23 protein-coding genes are annotated in these 25,431 nt (G+C 48.8%); 2 read left to right on the top strand and 21 right to left on the bottom strand.

What is annotated here, in order from left to right; genetic code table 11:
• Positions 1–399 precede the first annotated feature (399 nt).
• The 15 genes from KNP78_RS13345 to KNP78_RS13275 all read right to left on the bottom strand — a co-directional run bounded on the left by KNP78_RS13345 (position 400) and on the right by KNP78_RS13275 (position 18,236).
• Positions 400–939, bottom strand: coding sequence for a hypothetical protein (locus KNP78_RS13345; protein ID WP_214824866.1), 540 nt, complete (start codon positions 937–939; stop codon positions 400–402).
• Positions 929–2,311, bottom strand: coding sequence for an AAA family ATPase (locus tag KNP78_RS13340; protein ID WP_214824863.1), 1,383 nt, complete (start codon positions 2,309–2,311; stop codon positions 929–931). Before KNP78_RS13340 ends, KNP78_RS13345 begins: the two co-directional genes overlap by 11 nt.
• A gap of 167 nt (positions 2,312–2,478) precedes the next feature.
• Complete coding sequence (locus KNP78_RS13335; protein WP_371819216.1) at positions 2,479–3,450, bottom strand: aldose epimerase family protein; 972 nt, start codon at positions 3,448–3,450, stop codon at positions 2,479–2,481.
• Positions 3,451–3,464: 14 nt separating this feature from the next.
• On the bottom strand, positions 3,465–4,979 hold the full coding sequence (locus KNP78_RS13330; RefSeq protein WP_214824858.1) for a UDP-glucose--hexose-1-phosphate uridylyltransferase: 1,515 nt from the start codon (positions 4,977–4,979) through the stop codon (positions 3,465–3,467).
• Positions 4,976–5,983, bottom strand: a complete 1,008-nt coding sequence (gene galE / locus KNP78_RS13325; protein ID WP_214824849.1) for a UDP-glucose 4-epimerase GalE — start codon at positions 5,981–5,983, stop codon at positions 4,976–4,978. The genes KNP78_RS13330 and galE overlap by 4 nt, the downstream gene beginning before the upstream one ends.
• Positions 5,980–7,155, bottom strand: coding sequence for a galactokinase (locus KNP78_RS13320; RefSeq protein WP_214824883.1), 1,176 nt, complete (start codon positions 7,153–7,155; stop codon positions 5,980–5,982). The genes galE and KNP78_RS13320 overlap by 4 nt, the downstream gene beginning before the upstream one ends.
• Before the next feature lie 31 nt (positions 7,156–7,186).
• Positions 7,187–9,253, bottom strand: coding sequence for an alpha-galactosidase (locus KNP78_RS13315; RefSeq protein WP_214824848.1), 2,067 nt, complete (start codon positions 9,251–9,253; stop codon positions 7,187–7,189).
• Entirely contained in the window at positions 9,250–11,238 is a 1,989-nt protein-coding gene (locus KNP78_RS13310) for a beta-galactosidase (RefSeq protein WP_214824846.1), read from the bottom strand. Before KNP78_RS13310 ends, KNP78_RS13315 begins: the two co-directional genes overlap by 4 nt.
• An 18-nt stretch (positions 11,239–11,256) precedes the next feature.
• On the bottom strand, positions 11,257–12,042 hold the full coding sequence (locus KNP78_RS13305; protein WP_214824843.1) for a carbohydrate ABC transporter permease: 786 nt from the start codon (positions 12,040–12,042) through the stop codon (positions 11,257–11,259).
• Positions 12,043–12,054: 12 nt separating this feature from the next.
• A complete protein-coding gene (locus KNP78_RS13300; protein WP_214824840.1) occupies positions 12,055–13,008 on the bottom strand; it encodes a carbohydrate ABC transporter permease in 954 nt (317 codons plus the stop codon).
• A gap of 66 nt (positions 13,009–13,074) precedes the next feature.
• Positions 13,075–14,376, bottom strand: a complete 1,302-nt coding sequence (locus KNP78_RS13295) for an ABC transporter substrate-binding protein (protein ID WP_251128559.1) — start codon at positions 14,374–14,376, stop codon at positions 13,075–13,077.
• Between the two features lie 19 nt (positions 14,377–14,395).
• A complete protein-coding gene (locus KNP78_RS13290; RefSeq protein WP_214824828.1) occupies positions 14,396–14,842 on the bottom strand; it encodes a hypothetical protein in 447 nt (148 codons plus the stop codon).
• A gap of 168 nt (positions 14,843–15,010) precedes the next feature.
• A complete protein-coding gene (locus tag KNP78_RS13285) occupies positions 15,011–16,162 on the bottom strand; it encodes an ROK family transcriptional regulator (protein ID WP_131472968.1) in 1,152 nt (383 codons plus the stop codon).
• 188 nt (positions 16,163–16,350) lie between these two features.
• Complete coding sequence (locus tag KNP78_RS13280) at positions 16,351–17,289, bottom strand: hypothetical protein (RefSeq protein WP_214824827.1); 939 nt, start codon at positions 17,287–17,289, stop codon at positions 16,351–16,353.
• 83 nt (positions 17,290–17,372) lie between these two features.
• Entirely contained in the window at positions 17,373–18,236 is an 864-nt protein-coding gene (locus KNP78_RS13275; RefSeq protein ID WP_214824825.1) for an NAD-dependent epimerase/dehydratase family protein, read from the bottom strand.
• 266 nt (positions 18,237–18,502) lie between these two features.
• Between KNP78_RS13275 and KNP78_RS13270 the strand changes: the two genes are divergently transcribed.
• Complete coding sequence (locus tag KNP78_RS13270; RefSeq protein ID WP_214824822.1) at positions 18,503–18,955, top strand: sigma factor; 453 nt, start codon at positions 18,503–18,505, stop codon at positions 18,953–18,955.
• Between the two features lie 5 nt (positions 18,956–18,960).
• Positions 18,961–19,836: a tyrosine-type recombinase/integrase gene (locus KNP78_RS13265; protein ID WP_214824818.1), complete on the top strand. Its 876-nt coding sequence runs from the start codon at positions 18,961–18,963 to the stop codon at positions 19,834–19,836.
• Positions 19,837–19,879: 43 nt separating this feature from the next.
• On the opposite strand, the gene KNP78_RS13260 is transcribed toward KNP78_RS13265, so the two are convergent.
• Genes KNP78_RS13260 through rfbA form a run of 6 tightly spaced genes read right to left on the bottom strand, consistent with a single transcriptional unit; the run spans position 19,880 to position 25,389 of the window.
• Positions 19,880–21,046, bottom strand: coding sequence for a nucleotide sugar dehydrogenase (locus tag KNP78_RS13260; protein ID WP_214824815.1), 1,167 nt, complete (start codon positions 21,044–21,046; stop codon positions 19,880–19,882).
• A 22-nt stretch (positions 21,047–21,068) separates the two neighbouring features.
• Positions 21,069–22,085 (bottom strand): NAD-dependent epimerase, encoded by a 1,017-nt coding sequence (locus tag KNP78_RS13255; protein ID WP_214824813.1) that lies wholly within the window; start codon positions 22,083–22,085, stop codon positions 21,069–21,071.
• The gene (gene rfbB / locus KNP78_RS13250) at positions 22,082–23,077 is read right to left on the bottom strand and encodes a dTDP-glucose 4,6-dehydratase (RefSeq protein WP_214824806.1); all 996 of its coding nucleotides are present in this window, start codon (positions 23,075–23,077) and stop codon (positions 22,082–22,084) included. Before rfbB ends, KNP78_RS13255 begins: the two co-directional genes overlap by 4 nt.
• Positions 23,067–23,930 (bottom strand): dTDP-4-dehydrorhamnose reductase, encoded by an 864-nt coding sequence (gene rfbD, locus KNP78_RS13245; RefSeq protein ID WP_214824804.1) that lies wholly within the window; start codon positions 23,928–23,930, stop codon positions 23,067–23,069. The genes rfbB and rfbD overlap by 11 nt, the downstream gene beginning before the upstream one ends.
• Complete coding sequence (gene rfbC, locus KNP78_RS13240) at positions 23,927–24,493, bottom strand: dTDP-4-dehydrorhamnose 3,5-epimerase (protein ID WP_214824801.1); 567 nt, start codon at positions 24,491–24,493, stop codon at positions 23,927–23,929. The genes rfbD and rfbC overlap by 4 nt, the downstream gene beginning before the upstream one ends.
• Positions 24,494–24,510: 17 nt before the next feature.
• Positions 24,511–25,389, bottom strand: a complete 879-nt coding sequence (rfbA, locus tag KNP78_RS13235; protein ID WP_214824798.1) for a glucose-1-phosphate thymidylyltransferase RfbA — start codon at positions 25,387–25,389, stop codon at positions 24,511–24,513.
• Positions 25,390–25,431: the final 42 nt, after the last annotated feature.

Raw genomic sequence — 25,431 nt, 5'->3', positions numbered from 1 at the left:
CGCATGCGTTGTCGAAACACTAAAACCCAGCTGGCAAAGTTCTGTACTTTTCGTTGCATTATTGTGCACATTTGTATTGCAAAATACACAGCCGAACCTTCAGGTGTTTTGTTGTGCTACATTAATTCACTAATTTAGTTCTTTTTTAAGTTCCTAATGTGTGTTTTGCTCCCTCTTCACGGTCACTATTATTCCCGCTTTTTGACGTGAATAGACATCTTATAGCTCCCTTTTAAATCCACTTTTGCGGTCTTATTAATGTCCGTCCATTGTACGTGGTCGACACCATCGACCCCTTCTCGAAATTTCCAGTTACTTTCGTCGATTTGTTCGTCATGGTTGAGATAGCTGCTTACACAGATGCCACTCTAAAAAATTATGCTTTTCTTTTTATGTGTACTACCTAAAAGGCAATGTTTTCTTTAAAGCTAGTTGCACCTGAAAATCATCTGCCATATAACGAATAACCCTAATTTGTAATGAAGCTTCAATAAATTTAAACTTTCCAGGGATGTTTAAACTATGGTGATGTCGATGCGTAGCTGGTACATCCGGATTTGGACGATGTACTATGTATACAGTCGTTCCATGAAAATCTTCATCTTTTAATCCATACTTCATTTTAAGTAACGTAATAGACTCATGAATTTTTAGTTGGACATCTGATAGTTTTATGTTTCTCCATTCCATATTTTTAAATTCAACAAATGTCATCTGTCCATTTTCAACAAATAGACTATCTAACGAGCTAGGTGTTAGAAAGCGGCCAAATTGAGTAGTAATATTCTGAACTATTGAATCGAAATTGTAGACCGGAAGATCAGTATCCGAAACGAGAGTGACAGACTGAGCGTCATCTAGTGAACATTCACTAATAGTACTAATAGCAAAATCGCTTCGAAGTCTAAGTTTAAGTGTATCAAGACGTTCATTTCTCATGGGTGACTTCATCTCGCAATTCTTCTAAGCTATAAAAAGCCTTAGCTAAATCTTGATAAAGGACATTTAGTTCACTTGTAACATCTTGAATAGTATAATTCATCGATTTTTCATTTTGTACTGTTCGATAAAATTTTACATCATCAAAATAATCATGTTTTTTTGAATATAATTCAATTGCTTCAATAAAATATGGACTGTGAGAGGTGATAATAAGCTTTAGATTAAACGATTTCGAAACCAGTACAATAAGTTCCGCATATTTTAATTGCCAATCCGGATGTAAATGAATCTCTGGTTCATCTAAAATTATATATTCACATTCATCAAAGCTATTTGACTGAATCAACATATAAAGAATCGAGAAGGATTTCATTCCGGTAGACAAGTTTTTAAAGTTTATCAATGGTGCGCCTTCATTTTCTTCGTAATAAAGAGAACGACCTTTATAGACTAGTTTTCCATCGTTAAAAATTTGAGAAAATAAGCGATCAATCTTTTCCTCACGTTCATCTAAAGCAAAAAGATTTTCATCTATTAATGATGCTTTGGGTATAAGAAGTTCGCGGACGAGCCCTTGGTGAGAAATAGATGGTCCTCTCCTTCTTAAAATCCCCGAGGAATAAGTGTCATCTAAAATAAATGGATCATCTATGTAGATTGCTTTTGAAAAATTACGATTAGTATTGACCTGACTTAAATCAGTTCTTAGTTTGTGATTAGTAAAAATCAACCTTATTTCTTTTTGATTCAATTCTTGGATTGAAATACAAGCATCAGACTCTGAAAAATTAATATTAGTAATCTGTTGTGAAAACTCAACGTCGAATACTTTTTGCATAATATTCGATTTAAAATTGTCGTCGTTAATTGACTTCTCCAGAACCTCTAATAAATCATTTTTCCAATCAAGGATAACTTTTTCGTACTCTAAATTTTCTAATAACACATTAGTGACTAAATCCTCGATTTTTGAACGAACAGCCCAATCAAACTCATTTTCCATAATATTTTTCCCATCTCGCTTTAACTCAATTCCAGCAGAAACAGAGAAATCATCTTTCAAAAATATATCATTATCTTCTAAATATGCTTCAGAGATAAGATAAACGTATAACTCAGAAATACGTTGATCATTTTCAACATCAACAGGAATGATTCTATTTAATCGGCGAAGTCGAATTGCAATTGTTTCTGCCTTTTCCTTCAGAATTTTTAATGGTTCTAACAAGTTCAAACCTGTAGCTACTGAATATAATACTTTACCGACGGTGCTTTTCCCTGTGTTATTATTTCCAGCAATCACAGTAATTGAGTTAACGCTAATTTTTGCAGTTTCAATTAGTCCAATATGGTTAATTTCGATTTTCATAAGTATATTCTCCTAATCGTTTTGTCTGAAGGCTTAGTCACCAATTTAAATCATCATCACCTTTTTGAAGTTTACTTAACCAAATTATTGCACACCGTCATCTTAATTCATAATGAAATTGTAAAATATAAAAACTCACTATGTATCCTCATAGTGAGTTTCACATTTCACTCCACCCCAAACCGATAAACCGTCCTCGAGTGATACAACTCCTCCGGTTTCAGTTCAATCGATGTGGCGATGTCTGGATGATTTGGTGCGTCTGGGAACGCTTGCGCTTCTAAACAGATTGCACTATGTTTCTGCCGTCCTTCGAGCGTGACCGGTGTCTCTTCACTGAGGAAGTTGGCCGTATAGACGACCATGACCGGTTGATTCGTCTCGACGTCCATGACGCGTCCGCTCACCGGATCGTGCAACCGGGTCACCCCGTCCTTCAAGATGAACGGGTGATCAAGTCCTCCAGCCTTCACGATAGCCTCGTCCTCCGACTTAATCGCCTCACCGACTGGCTTCCCGTCACGAAAGTCGAACGGGGTCGCCTCCACTTCAAGCAACTCGCCTGTCGGCAGTGACTCCTCATCAAGCTTCGCGACGCGGTCGGCCGGTAGCGTCAACACGTGATCATGAATCGTTGGCCGACCGCCGAGATTGAAATAGTTATGATGATTCAAGTTGACCCACGTCCGCTTGTCCGTCTGGGCCGTCATCGTGACGACGAGCTCATTGTCGTCCGTCAACTCATAGACGACCTTGAACGTGACGTTACCGGGATACCCTTCTTCCCCATCCGGACTTAGATAAGTAAACGTAATCGCTTGCCCCTCGACGTCCATGGCCCAATGTCGGGACGTGATGCCGTCGTCTCCACCGTGGATATGATGCGGGGCCTCGCTTGGGGTCAAGGCCACACCATCAATCTCCGCATTGCGGATCCGACCGGCAATCCGTCCGACGACAGAACCGAGATAGACCGGGTTCTCGAGGTATTGCTCGAGACTGCCATATTTCAAAATGACAGAGTCCATGTTCCCGTCACGGTCCGGTGCCGTCAACTCGGTCATGGCACACCCATATGAAATGGCCGACAAGCGCATACCGTTCTTGTTTTCAATCGTTGCTTCTCTCAACTGGCTCACCTACTTCAACTAGTTTACCTGTTCATTCCCGTAGTCGTCGCTCCGTACTCCACTTTATCGACGTGGCTGAGAAACGAAGCCATGAACGTGCTAAAACGTTCCTGTCCTTCCATCGTCTGTTTGAACACGCCCGCGTCCTCGAGCCCTTTGACAAACTTGTCGACGACGGCCTGGTCGACAATCGTCTTCGCGTCGCCTTCTTTCGCCTTCAACTCATCCGCCCAAGCACGGTGCATGTCCGCCACTTCGACGTCTTCACCGGCCACATAGCGGACGACTTGTTCGAGTTCGGTCTTCAATCGTGCCGGCAATACGGCGAGCCCCATCACTTCAATCAAGCCGATATTCTCGCGTTTGATGTGGTGGACGTCGGCGTGTGGATGGAAGATGCCGTCCGGATGCTCGTCACTCGTCCGGTTGTTGCGAAGGACGAGGTCGAGCTCATAACGTCCGTCACGCCGGCGCGCGATCGGTGTCACCGTATTGTGACAGGTGTCACCTGAATACGGGACGATATCACCGTCGGCATACTCGCGCCAGTGACCGAGCAACTGATTCGCCAACATGACGAGCTGCTCTTTCTGGCGTGAACGGAGCCGGACGACCGAGAGCGGCCAATACAGCGTCTCGATTTCGACTTGGTCGTAACGGTCCGAGCGATACGTCGAGACGACCTTGGCATCATCCATCGCAAACCGGTAGCGGCCGGCCTGGTAATGGTCGTGCGTCAAAATCGATCCACCAACGATCGGCAAGTCCGCGTTTGACCCAGCGAAGTAATGCGGGAACTGTGACACGAAGTCGAGCAGTCGTTCGAACGCGCCCCTGTCGATGACCATGTCCCGCACTTCATTCGACAACAAAATCGAGTGCTCATTGTAGTAGAGATAGGGCGAGTATTGGAACGACCATGCCTGTCCGCCGAGTGTGAGCGGGATGATGCGATGGTTGGCCCGGGCCGGATGTTTCAAGTGGCCGCCGTAGCCCTCGTTTTCAATCGCGAGCAACCCTTTCGGATAGTTCGTCTCCGGCGTCGGTTGCAGGCGAGCCCGGGCTATCTCGCGCGGGTCCTTCTCCGGCTTCGACAAGTTGATGGTGATATCGAGCGTGCCGTAGCGGGTCGGTGCCTTGTACGTGATGTTGTTGGCAATCCGTTTCGTCTGGATATAGTTCGAGGCTTGACTCATCTTATAGAAGAAATCCGTCGCCGCCTGAACGTCCGTCTCCCGGAGCATGTTGAACGTGCGCGTCACCTCGGACGGTTTCGAGACGAACACGTCCATGACCTCGGCCATGAACCGGTCCTTCTCTTCGAGCAAGTCGTCGACGAGCCCGCGTTCGACCGCATACTCCGTCAACGTCTCGAGCAAGTTCGGGATCGAGTCGTGCGGGACGAACGTCGGTTTCGTGAAATCGAGCTGATTGATTCGGGCGAGGACACGGTTACGTGAATAAATGCGGTCCTGTTCCGTGATCAGTTCCTCCCGAATCGCCGCCTCGACGAGCGCTTCAATCGTTGATTCGATCATCGTCTCACCCCTTCGACATGTTTATAGCCTTCTGGATGATGCTTGTGCCAGTTCCAGGCGTCGGCGAGAATGACATCGACCGTCGACCGTTCCGGTATCCAGCCGAGCACTTGCCTTGCCTTGTCCGGTGACGCGATCAGCATCGCCGGGTCACCGGCACGGCGGACGCCCATCTGCACCGGGATGGCATGTCCTGTCACGCGACGGGCCGCCTCGATGATTTCGAGCACCGATAGCCCCGTTTCCGTTCCGAGATTGAACACGTCGCTCGCGCCGCCCTGTTTCAAATAGTCGAGCGCGCGCACGTGGGCGTCGACGAGGTCTTGCACGTGAATGTAATCGCGGATGCATGTCCCGTCCGGCGTCTCATAATCGTCGCCGAACACGGTGATGGCGTCACGCTTCCCGTTCGCCACTTCGAGCACGAGCGGGATCAGATGCGTCTCCGGCATATGGTCCTCACCGATTTCACCGGTCGGGTCGGCACCGGCGACGTTGAAGTAACGGAGCGCGACGAAACGGATACCGAAGGCGCGGTCGCACCATTTCATCATCGTCTCCATGGCAAGCTTCGTCGCCCCGTACGTGTTCGTCGGGTTCGTCGCGGCCGTCTCGCGGATTGGCATCTCGTCTTGGTCGCCATATGTCGCGGCCGTCGAGGAGAAGACGATTCGGGTCACGCCGTGTTTGCGCATCGTCTCGAGCAACACTTGTGTCCCGAAGACGTTGTTGTCGTAATACTTCAAAGGCTCATCCATCGACTCACCGACGAGCGAGTTGGCCGCGAAATGGAGCACCTCGGTGATCGATTCGTTCGCGAACGTCCGATCCATGAAGGCACGGTCGCGGATATCCCCGTCATAGAACCGGACTTGTTTCGGCACCGACTCGATATGGCCGGTCTGAAGGTTGTCGATCACGATGACATCTTCCCCGCGCGCAAGCAAGGCGCGGACTGCATGGGAGCCGATATAACCGGCCCCTCCGACGACGAGTACACTCATTTCACTTCCTCCTCTACGAGTTCACGCGCGCCGTCCCCGACGGACGCGATATAAAATGTCGGTGCGTAGCCGATCTCTGCTTCATACACGGTCGACACGGCCTGCATGACCGCCTCCGTTGCCGTCTTGTCGACGATGGCGATGGCGCAGCCGCCAAAGCCGGCGCCTGTCATCCGGCTGCCGATGACGCCATCGCAACTTTGCGTCGCGGCGACGAGCGTGTCGAGCTCGCGGCCCGTCACTTCGTAATCATCTTTCAGTGACGCATGCGAGTCATTCATCAATTGACCGAACGCGTCGAGTCGTCCGTCCTCTAGCGCGGTGAAGGCGAGCTTCGTCCGCTCGTTCTCCGAGATGGCGTGGCGGGCCCGCTTCCGGAGCGTCTCCGGGAGCTCGTCCGCCACCGTCTCGAACGTCTCGACCGATAATTGCCCGAGTGAGGCGACATCGAAATGCTGTTGCAGCAAGCCGAGTGCCGTGTCGCACTCGGTGCGGCGTTCGTTATATTTCGAATCGGCTAGTTCACGGCGTTTGTTCGTGTTCATGATCAAGATGTCATAGCCGTCGAGCTTGATCGGCGCGTAATCGTGATGGAGCGTGTCGCAGTCGAGCAGGATGGCGTGGTCCGCCTTTCCCATCCCGATGGCGAACTGGTCCATGATGCCACTGTTGACGCCGATGAAGTCGTTCTCGACGCGCTGTCCGAGATGGACGAGGTCAATCCGTTCGAGACCGAGTCCGTACACCTCATTGATCATGAGCGCCGTCACGAGTTCGAGCGAGGCCGACGATGACAAGCCGGCGCCGTTCGGGATATTGCCGGCGAGGAGGAAATCAAATCCTCCGACCGCGTGCCCGTCCGCGCGTAGGAGCGCGACGACGCCTTTGACGTAGTTCGCCCAGTCATGCTGCGTCTCATACGTTCCGTCCGTCAACGGGAACATAACGACACCGACGTCCTCGAAGTTGAGCGAGTAGACGCGGATCAGTTCATCCTCACGCTTCCGGACGAGCCCGTACGTGCCGAACGTGATGGCACATGGGAAGACGTGTCCTCCGTTGTAATCGGTGTGTTCGCCGATCAAGTTGATGCGGCCCGGTGCGAAGAAGCTTCGCTCGGGGATTGCCGAGAACACGGTCTCGAACTGTTCGTTCAGGTGTGCTGAATCAATTGAAAGCATACGACTCCATCCCTTTCTTTGCTCATGCCGGGTGGATGACCAGGCAATACGCGTCATAGTCCTGTTGTTGTGTGAGTGTGAGGCCTTGTTCCATCAAATAGCGTCCGCTCACGCGTCGGTCGTCGTAAACGTAGACGCGCTCCGGGTCGAGCCCGGCGAGTTTGACGCGCAATCGGTTCTTACCGTAATGACGACGGTCGGCGTTGACGAGGACGACATAATCCTCACCGTCCGTATAGCCCATCGCATGTACCCCGTCCGTCTTGAGCGAGGCAAGGCGATAGCTCGTACCGTGCTGAACGAGCGGGCGGATCGACTTGTATGTCTTGATCCATTGTGCCGCCTCAACAAGCTCTTCCTTGCTCCATTCGAGCAGGTTGCCGCCGATGCCGAGCGTGCCTTGCATCGCGCTGACGAACCTAAACCTGAGCGGGAGCAAGCGGCCGTTCAGCCAGTTCGGCGCGTCCGTCACCCAGCAGCTCATCATCTTGGCGTTATAGGCGTATGAGAAGCCTTCCTGAATCTCGAGCCGGTCGAGCGCGTCGGTATTGTCGCTCGTCCAGACTTGTTCGACACGCGTGAGCACACCGAGGTCGATCCGTCCCCCGCCACCGGCACATGACTCGAAGGCGACGTCTGGATGTTTGTCGCGGAGCGTGTCGAGGATGCGATAGACGGCTTCCGTGTGGCGGAGCCACAGCTCTTTCGCGTCACGTAATTGCGGGCTGTCCGGCTCCGAGAAGGCCCGGTTCATGTCCCACTTGATATAGCGAATCGCATGCTTCGATAGCAGCTCGTCCAATAGACCGGTCACGTGCGCCTCGACTTCCGGGAGCGCCAAGTTCAATACGAACTGGTTGCGCGACGTCGTCGATGGGCGGCCGCCCGTCTGGTAAATCCAATCGGGATGCGCCCGGTACAAATCCGAATCCGGGTTGACCATCTCCGGTTCGACCCAGAGGCCGAACTGGAGGCCTTTGTCCTCGACATAGCGGATGAGCGGCTCGAGCCCGTTCGGGAACTTCGTCGTGTTGACGTGCCAATCCCCGAGACCGGCCGCGTCCGAGTTCCGTTCGCCGAACCAGCCGTCGTCCACGACGAACAGCTCGCAGCCGATCGCGGCTGCCTCATCGACGAGCCGTTTCTGCCCGTCCTCGCTGACGTCAAAATACGTCGCCTCCCACGAGTTATACAAGACAGGCCGGAGCGTCTCGCGCGTCCGTTCCGGCATGATGACGTCGCGCTCGAAATCGTGTGCGTTCCGGCTCATGCCGCCAAAACCCTGTTGCGTGTAACCGATATAGCCGGTCGGTGTCGTGAACGATTCACCCGCTTCAAGTCTCTTCGCGAAGTCGAACGGGTTGAGTCCGCCTGTCACTTGCGTGAAGCCGAACTGATCGCGTTCGAAGTGGATTGCCCAGTTGCCGGAGTGACCGAGGAAGCCGTAGATGACCTCGCCGTTTTCTTCCGTCGCCGATTGGTCGAGCGCGAACCACGGATTGCTTTGGTGGCTCGTCAAACCACGGCGGCTCTCGATCGTCTTCTTACCTGGTAGCAACTCGCCTTGCTGGAGCTGGAACTCGCTCGTCCACGCCCCACTGAAATGACTGAGGCGAAGCTTGCGTTCCGTCAAGCCGAGGCTGAACGACTGTGCGCTCTCGAGCGTCACCGTCTCGCCTGTCTGAATCGTCATCTTGCGTTCGATCATGTCGTACGCCGCATACACCTTGAAGTGTAGCGTCACGGTCAACTGTTGAATCGAATCGAGCAAGTCGATCTCGAGCGTGTCGCCATCGATGCGCGCGTCTTCGAACGTGAAGGCGTGCAGCCGTTCACTTTCGGTGCGGCTCTTCAACGTCGGTTCCGTATAGACGAGGTCGCCGAACGAGGCGAACTCGTACGCGGTGACGCCTTCCGGTGTCTCGAATGACGAATGCAAAATGCGTGCGTCCGGCAACTCGGCATAATCCGACTCAAGGAGCCGGCCACCGAGGTATTGATGGACGAGTCGTCCGCGTGCATCGACATCGAACACGTAAGCGAGGTTCGTTCCTTCAATCACAAAACGGTTGTCGAAGCGGTAAATCATGCCTCCACCTCCTGCTTCAAGATAACGACATCGAGCGGATTGAGCTCGAGCGTGCCCGACACTGCATCCCCCTCGAGCGTTTGCCAGTCGCCTAACACGTCGACCGTAGACGGCACGTCCGTCGAATGGTTCATGTAGAAGCGAATGACGTATCCATCGCCGTGGCGGTCGACTTTCTCGACATCGTCCGGGAGGCGGTTGGCATCGATGCCGGCGCGTGTGAGCGCCTCATTGTAAATCACATCGAGCATCGCATCGTCGACCGATGAGCCGATATACGTCACGTCGCCTTTGTACGTGTGGCGTGTGACGGCGGCCGTCCCTTTATAGAACGCCTGCTCATACGTCGCCAGCACGTCGGCGCCTTTCGGCGTGATCAAATCGCACCAGATGTTCGCCTCGGACACATAGTCACCGAGTCTGACCTGGTTCGACTGGACCGCTTGTAAGCTCTCGTACTCATCGATCTCGATGCCGACGTATTTCGCGAATTTGCCTGGGAGCGTATCGAAGTGACAGCGGTTGATTGGGTCTTTGACGCCCGTCCGGTACGTGAAGATGACGTGGCCGCCGTTCTCGATATAGTCGATGAGTGAGGCATCGAACGTGTCATTTCCGAGGAAATAGAGTGGCACGACGACGAGTTTATAGCGGTCGAGCGCGTCGCCTGGGAAGACGATATCCGTGTTGACGCCTTGGCGGACGGCCGCCCCGTAGAAGCGGACGAACTCCTGTTTGAAGTTGAACGCGTCCGAGTGCGGTTGGTGCGTCCACGCCCATAGGTTCTCTTGGTCGAAGTAGACGGCGACATCGGCCTTATATTCAGCCGCGTTGATCATATCTCCATGCGTCGAGAGCTCTTTCATGACGCCTTGCACTTCATCGAACTTCCGTTTCGGCTTGCCGTCGTGATCGATGATGCCGTGGCAGAACTCCTCGGTCCCGAAATGGGCGGCCCGGAAACGGAAATAGACGATGGCTTCGGCGCCGCGGGCGACGGCCTGATGCGTCCACAGACGGATGTGGCCCGGTCGCGGCAAGTAGCCGATTCGGCTCCAGCCTTGCGCGCCACTGAGCTGTTCCATCACCCAGAAGCCTTTGCCTTGTTTTGACGAGCGACACAAGTCATGATCGTGTGCCGTCTTCTCGAATCGGTTCGGCTCCGGCAACCCGCCCCAGACCGGATAATTGTCAAACGAGACGTAATCGAGGTCTTGGGCCATCTGTTGCTGGTTGATCGCCATGTCGTTATAGACAAGGTTATGCGTGATGAACGCGTCGTCATGGATGAGCGGCCGGAGCGTGTCGACTTGGAGCTTGTTGAACGAACGGTACGCGTCCGAACAGAAGCGGTCGAAGTCGACGAGGAGCGACGGGTTGTGCTCTTGGAACACGGTACGAGGGACCGGAATCTGACTCCATGCCGAGTATGTATGGCTCCAGAAGACGGTCCCCCAGGCCGCGTTCAACGCGTCGAGCGTCTCATAGCGGTCTTGTAGCCAGGCTTGGAACGCGACTTGGTCGACGTCTCCGTACGAGCGGTCCGATTTCTCGTGGCCGTACTCGTTGTCGGTCTGCCAGCCGATGACGGCCGGATGTTTCCCGTAACGCTCCGCCATCTTGCGCGTGATGCGCTCGCAATACTCGCGGTATACCGGACTGTTGACCGTATAGTGGCGGCGGGCTCCGAAACTGATGCGCACCCCTTCCGCCGTCACCGGCAAGATGTCCGGATACTTCTCGATCAACCAGGCCGGTGGCGTCGCCGTCGGCGTGCCGAGGATGACGTCGAAGTCCTTGCCGAACGTTTCGACGACCTCGTCCCAAAATGAGAAGTCGAACTCGCCGTCGGCCGGCTCCATCATCGTCCACGCGAACTCTGCCATGCGGATCACGTTGACACCAAGCTCTTTCATCAAGCGGACGTCCTCGTCCCACAGGGCGCGGTCCGTCTGTTCTGGATAATAATCTACACCTACATACATTTGATTCACCTCAATCGATTATTTGACCGCTCCCGAAGTCATGCCTTTCTGTAAGAAGCGTTGGAAGAAGATATAGAACACCATCGTCGGCAAGCTGATTAACACGAGCGAGGCGTATAGTTTACCTGGGTCACCACCGAGCGCTTCCGTGAAGAACGTCGGGGCCATCGTCACCGTCTGATAGGCCGGATCCGTCATGAACGTGAGGACCATCAAATACTCGTTCCACGAGTTGAGGAACGCATAAATCGTCGCCGTCGCAAGTGCCGGCTTGGCGAGCGGCATCATGATCTTATAGAAGATTTGGAACGTCGTCGCCCCGTCGATGTGGGCCGCTTCCATCAGCTCGTTCGGCAGCTCGTCGAAGTAGCTCTTGATGAGCATGAGTCCGAACGGAAGGAAGAACGCCACCTCGGCGCCGATCAAGCCCCAGTAACTGTTCAAGCCGTCAAGGTTGCGCAGCGTGAAGAAGAGCGGCACGATGAGCGACGCGACCGGCAACATGAGCCCGGCCAAGACGAGGTTGAAGAGTAACCGTTTCCCTGCGAACTCGAGCTTCGAGAAGCCGAACGCCGCGAAGGCGAGGAACGAGATCGAGATGAGAATCATAAAGAACGCGACGATGAAACTGTTGAAGACGAACTGAGGGAAGTTCGGGTTCTGTAACGTCGCGATATAGTTACTGAAGCCGTTGACCCGTAAGCTCTCTTTGAACATGACGAAGATTGGGAACAACCAAATGATTGCCATGAGCGACAAGCCAAGATTGGTGAGCCATCTTCCTTTTTTCGTTTGGATTTCCATGGGTATCCCTCCTCAGTCCATTTTCTTCTGTACGCGTGTCTGGAAGTACGTGATGCTAAGCGCGATGATCAGCAAGATGATGGCGACGGCACTGGCGTAGCCGACCTCTTGGTGCAACATCGATTTGCGGAACAAGTACGTCGAGATGACCTCGGTCGAGTTACCCGGTCCGCCTTGCGTCGAGATCCAGACGATATCGAACGTCTTCAGTCCGCCGATGACCCCGAGAATCGTCAGCGTGAACGTCGTCCCTTTCAAGTTCGGGAACACGACGCTCCAGAGCGTGCGCCAGAAGCCGGCGCCGTCGATATTGGCCGCCTCGAACACTTCACGCTCGATGGCGAGCATCGCCATGTAGTACATGATCATCGACGAACCCGTCCATTGGAAGATGTTGATCAAGATGATGGCGTACAAGGCGACGTCCTGGTCACCGAGCCAGTTCTGTTCGAACGCACCGAGACCGATCATCCGGAGGAATTCATTGATATAGCCGAACTGGAAGTCGAAGATTTGTGAGAACGCGGCGCCCAATACGACCGGGCTCAACACGACCGGGAAGAAGAACACCGACTTGAAGAACGTGCGGCCAACCCCTTTCGTGTGGAGCAAATACGCCAAGACGAGCCCGAGCCCGGCTTGAATCGTCACGGTCAAGACGGTGAAGATGCCCGTGTTCTTGAGCGCGTTATAAAATTCCGGGTCACTGAACATGCGACCGAAGTTCTCGAAGCCGATGTACGTCTTCTCGAACGAGATGCCGTCCCACGAGAACAGGGAGTGATAGGCGTTATAGAAGATGCCGTAATAGATGAAGGCGATGACGAACAGGACGGTCGGGGCGACGAACGCCCATCCGATCAAGTTCTTCTTCAGCTGCGCTTTCTTTTTCGTCGAATCCGGTCGTTGCGGCGGGACCGCCGACAGCTTCGGCTGTTCTTCCGGTAACTCGGTTGCGTGTTGCATAAGGTTCCCTCACTTTCCTATCAAAAAATCGAGCGCCAGTCAGGCTGGCCACTGGCGCTCGTTCGATTATTTACCTTGATCAGCGATGGCTTGGATGCGCGCGAGCGCTTCTTTCGCGTCTTGACCGCCGGCGATATTTTGAAGTTCTTTGCCGAGCGTGTCGTATACTTTCGGGTCACGGATACCGCGGCCCGCGACGGCGTTCTTCACCGTCTCGTTCAAGATTTTGTACGACTCGCGTTCCACATCAGACGTGAATTTGTCCTCGTACGCGACTTCGATGTCCTTGACGGCCGGAGCCATCTCGAACTTCTCCATGTAGAGCGCTTGGCCTTCGCCTTGCGTCATGTAGGCGATGAAGGCGGCCGCGCCGTCTTGTTGTTTCGACTCTTTGTTGACGCCGAGCGCCATGTCGATCGAGGCGATGACCGGTTGTTCTGTGCCGCCCGCGAGGTTCGGGAGCGGGACGAAACCGATCTCGTCTTCGAAGTTGTTCCACTTGTCACGCTTCTCGACCGTCGTCATCGAGTGGGCTTCCCATGAGCCGATGACCCACATCGCCGCTTTCTTGTCGAAGAAGTTGTTCATGCCGTCCATGTATGTCGCGAGACCCAAAGCCCCTTCTTGGAACACTTTGTCTTCGAACAGTTGCTGCCAAAGTTCAGCCGTCTCGACCATCTCTTTGTCCGTCCACTTCGCTTCGCCCGCGAGTACCTTTTGGATGTACCCTGGTGCGACCTGGTGGCTCAAGACGTTGAAGACGTCGGTGCCGACCCAGGCGTCTTTCGCGCCGAGCTGCATCGGGATGACCTTGTCGCCCGAGGCGTTGATTTTGTCGATCGCCGCGATCGTCTCGTCATACGTCTTCGGCGGTGTCACGCCGTATTTGTCGAGCATCGTCTTGTTGTACATGAGGTAGGCTTGACCTGTGAACCCGACCGGTACCGCCATCTGTTCGCCGTCGACTGTCGTCTGTTCGACGCCGAGCTCGATCAACTTTTCTTTCCAGCCCGCGCCGGCCGCTTTGTCCATATAGTCTTTCGCCGGGACGAGGCGATCCTTGTATTGCGGGATCATCGGTTCCTTGAGGCCGATGACATCCGGGCCGTCGCCGCCGAGCATGGCGACTTGGAGCTGCTGTTCATAGTCCTCGAGACGTTTGAACTTGACGACGTAGTCGTCTTGCGACTCGTTGAACGCCTTGGCCATGGCTTCTCCGACCTCTGGTTGTGGCGCCCATCCCCACCAGTTGATGACCGGCTTGCCGTCTTCCGTCGTCGCGGCCGCCTCTTCCTTGCCGCCGCAAGCAGCGAGCAGTGATGACAAGACGAGTACCGATGATGCGAGTGCGATTGTCGTTTTCTTCATGTTCATTCTCCTTTGAATGTTATGCGACCAGCTTGAGGCAAAGCTCCCGAATCAAGTGGTCTGGCATCGGTTGATCCCCGAGCCGGGTGAGTGTGTATGCGATCAATTCCAAATCAAACTGCCAATGGTCGTCTATGTACGATCCGACGACGTACAGGTCGGCCCCGAACGGCAATGCGTCCTGTTGCTTCAACCGCCATAGAAGCATCTCGAACAGTCCGTCGAAGTCGTTCGTGCGGGCCCCGTTCAAGTCCGAGACGCGGAACAGCCGAATGTCGCGGGCCTCCTCGTCGTAGAGCCGGAAGATGCCATCCCGCCGTGAGCGGGTGACGACGACGCCGTCCGCTTTTGAGAACGCTTCCAATTCATTAAACGTTGAACCGTCCCGTGTGAACAGCCTTGTCGCGCCGTAGCGACCGAATATATCGTGAAACTTGTCTTTCAGCAATGGTGTCTCTATGTCCATGTCTACCCCTCCACTTTCCCGTTTGAGAGTGTCACCCCTTACTTAGTAAATTAAATTTATTATCTAACTACAAACAGACTATAGCATATCCATTTTAGACTTGTAAACGGTTTCATTGAAATTATTTTTCGACACAAAAAAATCGCCCTCGAGGTGAGAGCGATTGAATCATTGGATTTCACCAAACAATTGGTTCGTGATCAAGGCGGCCGCACCGAGCGCGCCATGGTTCGCATTCCACGGGACGACACGGATATCCGTCTGACGCGCATCCATCGTCAGCGCCGTCTGGGCGACCCGTTCCTGGATGTTGGCGACGACGTTCGGCGCGTAGTTGAACAGCGGCCCCCCGAGCAGGATCCGGTTCGGGTTGAGCAAGTGGATCATGTTGAGCGTCGCGATGCCGATATACTCCCCGGCCCGCTCGTACAGCTGCTGGATGTCGACGTTCGTCCCGACGGCGTCCCGCAGGTCATTCAAATTGAGCTCGTGGTTCAGCTGCCGAGCCTCGTTCAAGATGGCCCGCTCCCCCGCGACAGCCTCAAGGCAGCCACGGTTGCCGCACGAGCAGATCGGCCCGTCGAGCATGATCCGCATATGGCCGATTTCCCCGGCGATATGGTGTTCTCCGTCAATCAATTCGCCGCCGTGGACGTAGGCGCCCCCAATCCCGTACCCGGCGTAGACGTAGAAGAACTCGTCGATGCCGATCGCCTCGCCGAAATAGAGTTCGCCGAGGGCGAGTGTCCGCACGTCGTTCTCGACGAAGACGTTTTGGTTCAGGCGTTGTTCGAGTTCTTGCTTGAGCGGGATGTCATGCAAGTGGAACCGCGGCGCGAACAGGACGATCCCATTCCCCGCCTCGACCATCCCGTGGACGGACACGCCGAGCCCGATGACATCACCCTGGGCTTTGCCGGCCAGTTCTATGTATAGCGTCACGATGGCCTCGATGAACTCCTCGTTCGTATCGAACCGCTCGTCATGCCACGCCTCACCTAACATCTCCCCATGGATGTTCGTGACGACGCCGTGCAAACGCCGTTGCGTCGCGTCGATACCGATGACGAAACGGTCGCTGGCTGCGAGTTCGAGCATGATCGGTCGCCGTCCCCCGCTCGAGACGCCGAGCTCGCGCTCGTTGATCAGCCCTTCTTCTTTCAGTTCGTTGACGATGTTCGAGATCGTCGGCTTCGTCAAACTCGTCGCCTTGGCGAGCTCGACCCGGGACACTGGCTGATGGAGCCGGATGAGCCGGAGGATGAGCGAGCGGTTATACGTCCGCATCCATTTCGAGTTCCGTGGTGTCGTCTTCCCCATAACTGTTCCACCCATTTCTTTGCTTTTTTATTAGTATAGCATGTCGGGGAAAGCGCTATTACGATGTAAGAAATCTGATTCAATATTTATCAGTCTCGAAGACAATATAAAACAGCTTATTTCAAAAAAGAAGAGATTCAGTAGACTATGACCTATTATTATGATTTTGAAAGTTCATGTATCATTTGTTACTTGAAATATGTAACGGCCTCCATTGATGGGACTGTAATCTTGTATCCTGCAACAGACGTATATGTCTCACTTCCTGTTATCTTTCCTTGCACTTTAATAAAGTCACCTTTATATACTTCTTTCATGCCAACAAAACTATAGTGGTCAACATAAATAACCTGATCATCTCCAATATCTAATCTTAGATAAGAGTCATAGCCAATCCTATCGTAAGCATTGCTGCTTGTTTCATGGATTTCAAGAACCTCCCCATTAAATTCCACGAGTTCACCTTCGAATTTCCTCGGATTTTTCAAGAGTTCTCGATAAGGAATCGACACATATGAATCATCTATTTCCGCTAAAGTGTGGCCACTTGTTAATTCAATACTTTCGTCATACCAATAAATATACTTTTCTGTTTCTTGTTCCCGGTCAATAAATAAATAATAGCTCTTTTCTTTATCATCCTTCGCTTTGGGATATATTTGTTCAAAATCTTCTTCGTCCTGAATTTGTTCTAAGATTTTCGGATTTTTTATATCAGACAAAGGTACAATTACTCTCAGCGAATAAGTGGCCGAAGGTGCTTTGAACATTTCAAAATCATTATTTGTGAAGGCATAAGATATTTTCCCTTGTTGAACCTTAGTTTCTCCATCTTTCGTGAGACGTCTACCGTAGTTGAAATAGGAATTAAATTCATCTCCCCAAGTATCAGGAAACCAAGGGGTAATTCCTATCAAAACCGTTGTATTTTCAGGTAAATTTGTATCGTATTCCACCGCCAATGTATTTTCATTTTTTTCATATTCAAATTTAGTCAATTTGTAATCAAAACTACTTTCTCCTAATTCAATTACCTCTTCCTTGACTGATGTATATGTGACCTCGTTATCACTACATCCGCTTAAAAAGATAATGAGACAAATAACAATTAAAATAGATTTTTTCAAGATAAATTCCTCCGAGGCTATATTTTCGATTTAGTAATAATACTTTATTTTATAATCCGCCAAATAATTATCATAAGCCGTATTTAGTCGGATTGTTCTGTTGCAACGATACTATTTTTAAAATCACGCACATGGTAGTCATGTGCATACGTCGACAGATCTTTTGCATATGCGAAGTCACCGAACAGTTTATTAATGGTCACGTTACGGTTCACGAGTTGACGAATGACACCGTTGAACAAGCCCAGCCCTCTGACCTTATTCCCATGTACAGATCCGATGGTCGAGACGAGCTCTGACGTACAGACGTACTCTTTGTTTTGCGGATGAAATGTACCCTTTTCCTCATGAAGAATGATTTGCGCCAAAAACTCGGACAGGTTATCAATGTGGATCATACTCCGCTGATTTTGATAGCTGGGGAAAAACGGGATCTTCTTCGACAAACCAGCCAGCTTGATGTAGTTCCCTTTTGATCCTTTTCCATAAATCATCGGCGGACGGACATTCGCGACGAGGAAATCTCGATCCGCAATCGCTTCAAGTCTCTTCTCGGCTTGAAGCTTGCTGTTCCCATAGAAGTTCGTCGGCTTCGGTAATGTATCTCGGGTAATCATTTGAGCATTCGAAGCATCTCCGTACACGATCATGCTGCTGAGGAAGATGAACTGTTTCACACCTTCAAGCTTCGCCTTCTCACCAACCTCAGCCGTCAAATCTGTGTTCACTTTATAATATAAGTCCTCCATGCTCTTGTCCGTCGAGACGTGAGCAATCCCTGCAGCATGTAAAATCGCATCGTATCCATCGAACGAGATGTTTTTCCATTCCCCGTTTCGCATTCCTACCGTATCGACTTGAACGACATTGGAATGATTCGCCTCAATCCATTGTTTGAACGCATTACCGACGTAGCTATTTGCTCCAGTGATTAATATTTTTTTCATGTATAGCCCTCCTCCATAAACTTAACTATGTATTTTCTATAATCTATAACTAATTTATTCGCCTTGGACGGGGAATAATCGTTGTTCTTTACCTTTTTGGATGTTGGTATCCCTTGCCTCTAAGGCTCCTCTCTTTATCATTGCGTCTTCGAGGAGATAATCCCCTCTATTTCATTCGCACAAGGCCGTTGGTGCATCGGGAAGAACAACGATTATACTCGGTCTTACCTAGGAATCACACCGAGCGCTCAGGAAAGAGCAACTTGATGAACACGATTGACGAACAGATTCGAGAGTGGGAACCGATGATTCATTATGTCATTCGCCACTTATCCATCCACCCTAACGAACAGGAGGACTGTGCCCAAATCGCCCGGATCGCATTATGGGAAGCTTTGAACCGCGGATGTACTTTATCGAAGACGTACTGCTTCCAACGCATCCGGGGAGCCATACTCAACCACCAACAAAAGAACGCGCGTCATTTGAAGCACGAAGTCGCAGCTGAAAGAATCCCAGAAACGTGCATCGAGTCCGAACGCCGATTCCACGACTGGCTCGATGAACAGAAGATGTTGCTATCCCCTCGCCACTTCGAGCTCCTTTGTCACCTCATCGACGGGACCGAATCGACACTGCCTTATTCGCCAAGCCGGCTTCGAGCCTACAAGGCAGATGTCCAACGAGAACTTCGAGAGGCCATCCAAATGAAGGAGTGATTAACATGGATAACATTTTGTTGCAAGATGCAATCGAGCTGTATATGGAAGATTTAATTGTTCGTCGAGAATTGCCAAAAACGACTATTAAAACGTATCGAAACACGTTGCGCCGATTCGAGAATTTCGTTGCCCAACGTAATGTTATCTACTTGCAGGACGTGACCTACCTCGAACATGCGTTACCTTACAAACTGTCGCTCCAAGAGAAAGGTCTATCGAATTGTACGGTGCGTGCCTATATTATGTCAGTACGTTCCCTCTTCACGTTTGCCGTTCAACAAAAATTGGTATTGGATAATCCGTTCGCCCAAATCATCACGAAAGACGGCGTGCAAAAGAAACCGAACGTCATCACCCGACAGCAGTTAAATCTAGTATTGTACCAGGCTAAAAATGCGACGTTATATGCCATCTATTTAGCGGGCGGTGACGCTGGCCTTCGTATCAGCGAAATCCTTGATTTAGAAATTTCTCACCTCGACTTTGAGAACAACGTCTTGTACGTCAATAAAGGCAAAGGTGAAAAGCAACGCATCATTCCGATGAGATCCCGTCTAGCGAAAGAGCTCAAAGATTATATCGAAAAAGACCGCCCTAAGTGCCCGAATTCACCTTACGTGTTTCTCATGCCGAGCGGTCGACAAGTACGTGCCAACTATGTCAACGAGGATTTAAAAAGCATTTCGGAGAAGTACTTTGACGTACATTTGACGACTCATATGTTGCGTCATAGTTTTGCCACCTCATGTTACCGGAACGGAGCCAGCCTAATGGTGATCCGACAATTGCTCGGCCATAAACATATCCAGACGACCGAACGCTATTTGCATGTGACGAATCAAGAAGTTCGAGACGCGGTCGACAAATTAGAAGATTGAAAATATGGCAGCACGGGGATTAGTTCCTCGTGCTGCCATATGATTAGTCACGACTGTATAAATCGCGTGTATACACCTTATCTGCTACATCTTCAAGTTCTGGATGTAAGCGGTTCGTGACGATGACGTCAGCTGTCTCTTTGAACGTCTCGAAGTCATTAATGACAGGTGAATTGTAGAACGATTCTTCTTTTAGAACCGGCTCATAGATGACGACTTCGACACCTTTCGCCTTGATGCGCTTCATGATTCCTTGAATTGACGAGGCACGGAAGTTGTCCGAATCCGTCTTCATCGTTAAACGATAGACCCCAACACGCTTTGGATTTTGCTTCAAGATGGACTCAGCAACAAAATCTTTACGTGTACGGTTCGCGTCTACAATTGCCCCAATGATATTGTTCGGGACATCCTCATAGTTCGCGAGAAGCTGTTTCGTGTCTTTCGGCAAGCAGTAACCACCATAACCGAATGATGGATTATTGTAGTGTGAGCCGATACGTGGATCGAGACCAACACCCTCGATGATTTGTTTCGAATCAAGACCACGAACTTCTGCGTACGTATCGAGTTCATTAAAGAACGCGACACGCATCGCCAAATATGTGTTCGAGAACAACTTGATGGCTTCCGCTTCAGTTGAGTCAGTCAACAACACCGTAATATCTTCTTTGATGGCAGCATCTTTCAGCAAGTTTGCGAACACTTCCGCACGCTCAGACTGCTCGCCCACAACGATACGTGATGGATAAAGATTATCATGCAACGCTTGACCTTCACGCAAGAATTCTGGTGAAAAGATGATGTTTTCAGTATCGAATTTTGCTTTGACTTCATCCGTATATCCAACCGGTACAGTCGATTTGATGACCATGATTGCATCCGGATTAATTGCTAAAACCGTTGCGATGACACTCTCAACCGTACGCGTGTTGAAGTAGTTACGCACTGGATCATAATCCGTAGGAGTTGCAATCACAACATATTCGGCATCTTTAAACGCTGTCAGATTGTCTGTTGTCGCAACTAAATTTAATTTTTTGTTTTGTAAGAAGTCTTCAATTTCTGTGTCAACGATTGGAGACTGTTTCGCGTTAATCATGTCGACTTTGTCTTTCATGATATCCAGTGCAATCACATCGTTATGTTGTGCAAGCAAGACTGCCATTGAAAGACCGACATAGCCAGTACCGGCTACAGTAACTCGCATGATATTCCCCCTGATTCTGTATTTAAAGTTCTACGTTGTAGTATTCTTTATACCAATCTACAAACTTACCTAGACCTTCGTCGATTGATGTGTTTGGTTGAAATTCAATGTCACGCACAAGGTCGGATACGTCCGCATAAGTACGATGAACATCACCTGGTTGCATATCCATGTATACTTTTACAGCTTCCTTACCAATCTTTTGTTCAAGTGTGTTAATAAACTGCATTAATGTTACCGGTTTATTATTTCCGATATTGTAGATTTTGTACGGTGCAAAACTTTCACTCGTTGAGTCGACCGCTTCGTCCCACTCTGGGTTCGCCTTAGGTGCACTAGGAATTAGTTTAATAATACCTTCGACGATGTCATCGATATAAGTGAAATCACGTTCCATTTTCCCGTGATTAAATACTTTAATTGGATTCCCTTCGATAATGTCTTTCGTAAATGAGAAGTAAGCCATGTCCGGACGACCCCAAGGACCGTAAACAGTAAAGAATCGTAGCCCTGTTGTTGGAATCCCATAAAGATGGCTATAAGTATGGGCCATCAGTTCATTCGATTTTTTGGTCGCAGCATATAAGCTGACAGGATGATCTACGTTGTGGTTCGTCGAGAATGGTGCAACTTTATTGCCTCCATAAACGGAACTTGATGAGGCATAAATTAAGTGTTCGACAGGGTGTTTTCGACATGCCTCTAGAATGTTAAGAAACCCTTGCATATTTGAGTCCATATAGGCTTGAGGATTTTCAATCGAATATCGAACACCAGCTTGAGCAGCTAAATTGATTACAACGTCAGGCTTAAACGTTTCAAATAACTGCTTTAGATTTTTTGCATCTGAAATATCAACATCTTTAAATGTGAAATTAGGCACCTGAGAAATCTTAGCTAAACGATCTGCCTTCAATTGTTCACTATAATAGCTATTTAGATTGTCAATCCCAATCACTTCTACATTAGCATTGGATAATGCTTCAACTACATACGAGCCAATAAATCCAGCAGCACCTGTGACTAATATCGTCTTCATACTTCTACACCTTCATTGAGCAATGGTTTCCACCATTCTTCATTATCAAGATACCATTCAATCGTATGTTTAATACCGCTATCAAAGTTATGCTCTGGTTTCCAACCAAGCGCTTCAAGCTTACTTGGATCGATTGCGTATCGCTTATCATGTCCTAGACGATCTTCGACAAATTCAATCAACTCTTCAGTTTTCTCAAGATGTTTAATAATGGTTTTAACGACTTCTAGGTTAGTTTTCTCATTATGTCCACCAACGTTATAAACTTCACCGTTTAGCCCCTCGTGCAACACTAAATCAATCGCCTTACAGTGATCTTCTACATGCAACCAATCTCTAATATTTTGTCCATTCCCGTATACAGGTACATTCTGATTATTATAGATTCTAGAGATTGTGAGTGGAATCAATTTCTCAGGAAAATGATACGGACCGTAGTTGTTTGAACAACGAGTAATATTTATTGGCAATCCAAATGTTTCATGATACGAACGAACTAAAAAGTCACTTGCTGCTTTACTAGCACTGTATGGACTATTAGGTTGAAGTGGAGTTTCTTCTGTAAAGAATGTAGTGGGATCGAAATCAAGTTCACCATAAACTTCGTCAGTTGAAACGTGAACAAATTTCTCAATGCCAATTTCTTTTGCTGCGTCTAACAAAGCTTGTGTTCCCATTACATTTGTTTTTACAAAAACACCTGGGTCAGTAATTGAGCGGTCCACATGGCTTTCAGCAGCAAAGTGAACAACGTAATCGAACTTTTCTTTTTTAAAAATACTCATGACCGTCTCATAATCAGCAATGTCCGCTTGAATAAAACTGTAGTTCGGGTGATCGGTTAAGCTCTTATGTTTAGCTAATTCCCCCGCATAAGTTAATAAATCCAAGTTATAAATTTTATACTCTGGATACTTTGCAATCATATGATGTACAAAGTTGCCGCCAATAAATCCGGCTCCCCCTGTTATAAGGATTTTTTTATTTGTCATTTTGCACCTCTTGTTTTAATTCATTTACGTAATGAGCAAGTGCATGTTCCCAATGTGGTAATGGCTCGAATCCATTTGCTCTCAATTTTTCTTTGGACATTCTTGAGTTCTTTGGTCTCACAGCTAACGTAGGATACTCTTCAGAAGTAATACCTTTCACCTTAACGGAATACCCAGCCACGTCAAATATCTTCTCAGCAAAATCTGCCCAGCTACAAAAACCTTCATTCGTTGCTTGATAAATCCCATACTTTTGTGATTGAATCATATCAATCAGCAGTTTAGATAGATCGTATGTATAGGTCGGTGAGCCAATTTGATCTGCAACAACTTTCAATTCATCATGCGTTTCACCTAAACGTAGCATTGTTTTAATAAAGTTATTACCATTAATTCCAAACACCCATGAAATCCGCACAATAAATGAATCCGTTAAGAGATTTTGGACCACTCGTTCACCTTCGTATTTTGTAAGACCGTAATAACTTTGTGGGAATATTTTAGAATCTTCCGTATAAGGAACGTCCCCATTGCCTTCATAAACGTAATCTGTACTAATGTACATAAATTTAGCATTGATAGCTTTTACCGCTTCGGCTAAATATTTTGTCCCATTTACATTTACATCCCACGCTTTTTCACGATCTTCTTCTGCACGATCGACCGCTGTATAGGCTGCACAGTGAATCACCGCATCAGGTTTAAGGTTATTTATATATTCATTGATTTGATTTGAATCAGTAATATCTAGATCCTCAATCGTACTGCCAATCATATGCAAACCACGTTTTCTTCCTTCTTGTACGACGTCATATCCAAGTTGTCCATTATAACCTGTAACAAGAATCTTCATGAATTTTCTCCGTAGATAAAGTTAATTTCAGCCCGCTCTAGTGTCAAAGCTTTTTGATCTTTATCTGAAAGAATAGGGTCTGTTTTAGTCGGCCATTGAATATTGACAGATGAATCATTCCAAGTAATTCCCCGATCATGCTCTGGAGAGTATAATTCATCAACCTTATACTGGACTTCGACATCATCTGTAAGAGTTAAAAAACCATGTGCAAATCCTTTAGGGACCAACAGTTGCTTCTTGTTTTCAGCTGATAACTCAATACCAAACCATTGGCCGTAGGTTGGACTGTTTTTACGGATGTCTACAGCCACGTCAAAGATAGAACCTTTCGTACATCTAACAAGTTTAGTTTGGGCTTTAGGAGCGAGTTGATAATGAAGACCACGAAGTGTATTGATTTGAGAGGAGTACGAATGATTGTCTTGAATAAAGTCGTTCTCGATTCCTAATTCATTCAGTAATCTTGAGTTAAAAGTTTCCACAAACCAGCCTCTGTGATCTCCAAACACTTGAGGCTCAAGGATTTTGACTCCGTCCAAAAAAATTTCAGTTACTTTCATTGAAAATATCTCCTCTATCAGTATCTTATTTTCCCAGCAGCCACTTCCAACAAATATTGTCCATATCCAGTTTTACTTAAGTAACGTCCTGCTTCCTCTAACTGTTCCTTATTAATCCAACCATTTAAAAAAGCAATCTCTTCTAATGCTGCAATTTTAACACCTTGATGGTCTTCAACAGTTTTAACAAAGTTCGTCGCTTCTACTAAACTCTGATGAGTACCGGTGTCTAACCAAGTAAAACCTCTGCCTAATAATTCAACGGTCAGGGTTCCCTTATTTAAATACGCTTCATTTATCGATGTAATTTCTAACTCACCGCGTTCAGATGGTTGAACGTTTTTTGCAATTTCTACAACTGAATTATCGTAGAAATATAATCCTGTGATTGCATAGTTTGACTTAGGCATTTTAGGTTTTTCTTCGACACTAATCACTTTTCCCTCATCATTAAATTCAACCACGCCAAATCTCTCAGGATCAGTGACACGATAACCAAAGACGGTGGCTCCATCTGTTTTCTGCGCAGCTCTTTGAAGAATATTTCGCATTCCACTACCATAATAAATATTGTCTCCTAGCACCATAGCCACAGAATCCTTACCTATGAACTCTGCCCCTAGAATAAATGCTTGAGCAAGGCCATCAGGTTTTGGTTGAATCATATAAGAAAGATTGATGCCAAATTGAGAACCGTCTCCAAGTAAACTTTTAAATCTAGGTAAGTCTTCAGGTGTTGAAATGATCAAAATTTCCTTGATTCCAGCAAGCATTAAAGTCGAGAGTGGGTAATATATCATTGGTTTATCATAAACCGGTAGTAGTTGTTTGCTAGTAACCATAGTCAATGGATAAAGACGAGTACCGCTCCCTCCTGCAAGAACAATTCCTTTCAATTTTGTAACCTCCTTGATGTATTAGTTTTCAAATCAAATAAT

Source organism: Exiguobacterium sp. s28 (genome assembly GCF_018618135.1).
Lineage (GTDB): Bacteria > Bacillota > Bacilli > Exiguobacteriales > Exiguobacteriaceae > Exiguobacterium > Exiguobacterium mexicanum_A.
The sequence above is the reverse complement of the archived record's forward strand: the minus strand, read 5'-3'. Positions and strand labels throughout refer to the sequence as shown.

Coding starts and splice junctions, on each gene's coding strand:
- KNP78_RS13345 (WP_214824866.1), bottom strand. CDS start 939: ATGAGAAATGAACGTCTTGATACACTTAAACTTAGACTTCGAAGCGAT.
- KNP78_RS13340 (WP_214824863.1), bottom strand. CDS start 2,311: ATGAAAATCGAAATTAACCATATTGGACTAATTGAAACTGCAAAAATT.
- KNP78_RS13330 (WP_214824858.1), bottom strand. CDS start 4,979: ATGATCGAATCAACGATTGAAGCGCTCGTCGAGGCGGCGATTCGGGAG.
- galE (WP_214824849.1), bottom strand. CDS start 5,983: ATGAGTGTACTCGTCGTCGGAGGGGCCGGTTATATCGGCTCCCATGCA.
- KNP78_RS13315 (WP_214824848.1), bottom strand. CDS start 9,253: ATGATTTACCGCTTCGACAACCGTTTTGTGATTGAAGGAACGAACCTC.
- KNP78_RS13310 (WP_214824846.1), bottom strand. CDS start 11,238: ATGTATGTAGGTGTAGATTATTATCCAGAACAGACGGACCGCGCCCTG.
- KNP78_RS13305 (WP_214824843.1), bottom strand. CDS start 12,042: ATGGAAATCCAAACGAAAAAAGGAAGATGGCTCACCAATCTTGGCTTG.
- KNP78_RS13300 (WP_214824840.1), bottom strand. CDS start 13,008: ATGCAACACGCAACCGAGTTACCGGAAGAACAGCCGAAGCTGTCGGCG.
- KNP78_RS13295 (WP_251128559.1), bottom strand. CDS start 14,376: ATGAAGAAAACGACAATCGCACTCGCATCATCGGTACTCGTCTTGTCA.
- KNP78_RS13290 (WP_214824828.1), bottom strand. CDS start 14,842: ATGGACATAGAGACACCATTGCTGAAAGACAAGTTTCACGATATATTC.
- KNP78_RS13285 (WP_131472968.1), bottom strand. CDS start 16,162: ATGGGGAAGACGACACCACGGAACTCGAAATGGATGCGGACGTATAAC.
- KNP78_RS13275 (WP_214824825.1), bottom strand. CDS start 18,236: ATGAAAAAAATATTAATCACTGGAGCAAATAGCTACGTCGGTAATGCG.
- KNP78_RS13270 (WP_214824822.1), top strand. CDS start 18,503: ATGAACACGATTGACGAACAGATTCGAGAGTGGGAACCGATGATTCAT.
- KNP78_RS13265 (WP_214824818.1), top strand. CDS start 18,961: ATGGATAACATTTTGTTGCAAGATGCAATCGAGCTGTATATGGAAGAT.
- KNP78_RS13260 (WP_214824815.1), bottom strand. CDS start 21,046: ATGCGAGTTACTGTAGCCGGTACTGGCTATGTCGGTCTTTCAATGGCA.
- KNP78_RS13255 (WP_214824813.1), bottom strand. CDS start 22,085: ATGAAGACGATATTAGTCACAGGTGCTGCTGGATTTATTGGCTCGTAT.
- rfbB (WP_214824806.1), bottom strand. CDS start 23,077: ATGACAAATAAAAAAATCCTTATAACAGGGGGAGCCGGATTTATTGGC.
- rfbD (WP_214824804.1), bottom strand. CDS start 23,930: ATGAAGATTCTTGTTACAGGTTATAATGGACAACTTGGATATGACGTC.
- rfbC (WP_214824801.1), bottom strand. CDS start 24,493: ATGAAAGTAACTGAAATTTTTTTGGACGGAGTCAAAATCCTTGAGCCT.